The sequence below is a fragment of the Azospirillum sp. TSO22-1 genome (genome assembly GCF_003116015.1).
Classification (GTDB): Bacteria; Pseudomonadota; Alphaproteobacteria; order Azospirillales; family Azospirillaceae; genus Azospirillum.
In genome coordinates this window covers 1-2,717 of the sequence record NZ_LGQZ01000160.1, presented here as the reverse complement: position 1 = coordinate 2,717, position 2,717 = coordinate 1, and the positions used below count along the sequence as shown (strand labels likewise).

5 protein-coding genes are annotated in these 2,717 nt (G+C 71.0%); all 5 read right to left on the bottom strand.

The window, feature by feature from the left end:
• Positions 1-808, bottom strand: an 808-nt coding sequence (locus tag TSO221_RS31465) for a hypothetical protein (RefSeq protein ID WP_146208968.1), incomplete at its 3' end; no start/stop codon positions are given.
• On the bottom strand, positions 805-1,350 hold the full coding sequence (locus TSO221_RS31460) for a cytochrome b/b6 domain-containing protein (RefSeq protein WP_109122436.1): 546 nt from the start codon (positions 1,348-1,350) through the stop codon (positions 805-807). The genes TSO221_RS31460 and TSO221_RS31465, both read right to left, overlap by 4 nt.
• 14 nt (positions 1,351-1,364) lie before the next feature.
• The gene (locus TSO221_RS31455; RefSeq protein ID WP_109122435.1) at positions 1,365-1,658 is read right to left on the bottom strand and encodes a PepSY domain-containing protein; all 294 of its coding nucleotides are present in this window, start codon (positions 1,656-1,658) and stop codon (positions 1,365-1,367) included.
• A 37-nt stretch (positions 1,659-1,695) separates the two neighbouring features.
• Complete coding sequence (locus TSO221_RS36910) at positions 1,696-2,331, bottom strand: hypothetical protein (protein WP_282187856.1); 636 nt, start codon at positions 2,329-2,331, stop codon at positions 1,696-1,698.
• 174 nt (positions 2,332-2,505) lie between these two features.
• Positions 2,506-2,717: hypothetical protein (locus tag TSO221_RS36225; RefSeq protein ID WP_146208967.1), on the bottom strand; the 212-nt coding region annotated here is incomplete at its 5' end.

Here is a 2,717-nt window from a genome sequence, read left to right as displayed (position 1 = left end):
GCTGCCCCCGCCTGTGGGCCTCGGCGGTGCGGCGGGTGGCGTCCTCCGCCGCGCGATGCCCGGCCTGCTCGCGCTCCCGCTCGGCGGCGGCGTCCGCGGCCAGGCGGCGCGACTGGCGGATGGTGCGCTCCGCCCGCCAGATCACCAACAGCAGGATGACGAACGCGATGCCGCCACACGCCACCGTAACCGCCAGAAGGTTCTCGAACAGGCGTCGGCTGTGCCCGATGATGGCGCCGATGTCGCTGTAGATCTCGATGACGCCGACCTGCCGGCCCTGCTGCGTCAGCGGCGCGTAGGTGCCGATGGCGTCGGCCGTGACCCGCCGGCCGCCCAGATCGACCAGCGCCTTCCCCATGGCCAGTTCGGTGTCCCAGGCGCCTTGCCGGGCAATGGCGAAGGGCGGCGCCGCGGGGGCCTTGCGCTCGGCGATGTTCGTTTCGTCGGTCGAGTGGATGGTGAAGCCGTCCTGCGTGAACAGCTTCACCTTCAGCACCGGCAGGCCCGCCGCGAGCGCGCGCAGGTCGCGGCGGAACGCCGCGGTCTCCGGCAGCCGCAGGATCGCCTCGCGCGGCTGCCCGTCCATCGCGGAGGCCGTCGCCGCGAAGGCCGCGCCCATCGAATGGCCAATCAGGCGGGCGGCCATCTCGTTGATCCGGATGCCTTCCTCCAGGGCGTAGCGTTGGGCCGCCCGCTCGAAGGTCAGCCACAGCGCCCCGCCGCCCAGGAGGCTGAGGCCGGCCGCCACCAGGAGGAAGAGGCCGACCAGCGGAAAGGTCCCGTCGGACCGCCGTGCCGCGCGGATCATCGCCGCTTCCTTCCCGTGACCATGGCCAGGACGAGGTTCTCGCCATGGCGCAGGCTTTCCAGGACCGCCGCCGCGACGTGGACGGCGACGAGGACGACCAGCAGGTTCGCCAGGCCGCCGTGCAGCGTCTCCACCCACGCGACGCCCCAGAACGCGTCGAGCGTCTGCATCCAGCCGGTGGCGCCGATGGCGATCAGCAGAGCCAGCAGCGTGAGGATCATCATGGCCGCCGCCGGGTTGTGCCCGACGAAGCGCGGCTCCCGCCCGCGCAGCAGCGCGCCGAGGTAGGCGAGCAGCGCCCGCGGGCCGGGCACGAAGTCGGCGAAGCGGGCATGGCGGGTGCCGACGACGCCCCAGACCAGCCGCACCCCAACCAGGGCCAGCACGCCGTAGCCGATCCCGCGGTGGGCGAGCTTGCCGTCGTCGAGGACCGTGAGGTCAACGGCGCAGGCGCCGGCGACCGACCAGTGGAAGGCCCGCACGAACGGGTCCCAGACCCGGATCGTCGCCTCTCCCGAAGGGCTGGACGCGAGGGAGGTCATCGGCATCCCTCCGCTTACTTGGCTTCGACGATGGCGCCGGTGACGGGGTGGAAATACACCTCCGCCTTCCGGCCGTCCTTGTCGAAGCCGTAGATCTCGTAGCAGTTGCCGGCGGTCACCTTGAAGGTGCGGATGTCCCGGTAGCCCATGCCGGCGATCTTCGCCTTCATGGCCTCCTCGCTCAGCCACGCGGTCTTCGGCTCGTCGGTGCAGCGCGGCCCGGCGAGCGCCGGCGAGGCGGCGAGAACTGCCGCCCCGCTGAGCGCGGCGACGGCGGACAAGCGGGCGCGGAAGGAAAGGCGGGTCATTGAAATCTCCTGAATGCGAAAGGCGGAAAGAGGGAGGTCAGAGGAAGGAAAACCAGGAGGCATCGACCTGGCTGGCGAGCACGCCGGTCAGCGACAGCCGGTCGCCGAGACCGATCGACACCGCCGCGAAGCCGTCGCTGCCGGTCGTCACCGTCCAGGCGGTTCCGGCCGCCAGGCCGATGCGGTCGCCGTCCGCGTGGTTGAAGTCGGTGATCACGTCGCGGCCGGTGCCGCGGACGAGGTCGAACCGGTCGGCCCCACCGCCGCCCGTCAGGACGTCGCGGCCGGTACCGCCGTTGAGGATGTCGTCGCCGGCCCCGCCCAGGAGCCGGTCTTCGCCACCAGCGCCGAACAGCACGTCGTTGCCGTCGCCGCCGAGCAACGCGTCTTCACCGCGCCCACCGGTCAGCGTGTCGTTGCCGCCACCGCCCCACAGGCGGGCGTCACGAGTCCCGGCGGTCAACGCGTCGGCGCCCGCGGTTCCGGAGGTCAGGCCGTATCCCTGGAGCTGGGACAGGATCTCCGCATCGGACGGCTGGACCGGGAACACCGCGTCGTCACGGTTCCCGACGTCATGGATGCCGTCGTGGTGCGGCCCATGCCGTTCGTCATTGCTTTCCTCGTAACCCCGGTCGTCGTGCCGCTCCTGGTGCCTGTCCTTGCGGTCGCTCATCGGACTCTCCATCGCATGGTCGATGGAGAGGACGCTACGGCGTGAGGCTGACGGCAGTCTTACGGTGGGGCGGGGAGCCCCGACACCGTCGTCGGTGACTCTGAACTTCCGCTCGGTTGACCCGATGCCCAGGCGGCCGCACGCAGGGGCGCCGATCAAGCGATTGGGGATGGCTCACCCCATTGGGGTGGCAAGCCGCCGTCGACCTTGGACGCGGATGGAGCCCCGGCCTGTGGCGCTCCGTCCATTCGGTTCATCAATCATCATCCCCGTCGAACCGACCGCCGGGGGTGGCAGCGTAGCTTTGACGGTGTGGCAGACCGCGCCCATCCCGGACACCGCATAATACAGCTCGAAGTGCCGGAAGCCGTTCCAGGCCAGCGTGC

Coding starts and splice junctions, on each gene's coding strand:
- TSO221_RS31460 (WP_109122436.1), bottom strand. CDS start 1,350: ATGACCTCCCTCGCGTCCAGCCCTTCGGGAGAGGCGACGATCCGGGTC.
- TSO221_RS31455 (WP_109122435.1), bottom strand. CDS start 1,658: ATGACCCGCCTTTCCTTCCGCGCCCGCTTGTCCGCCGTCGCCGCGCTC.
- TSO221_RS36910 (WP_282187856.1), bottom strand. CDS start 2,331: ATGAGCGACCGCAAGGACAGGCACCAGGAGCGGCACGACGACCGGGGT.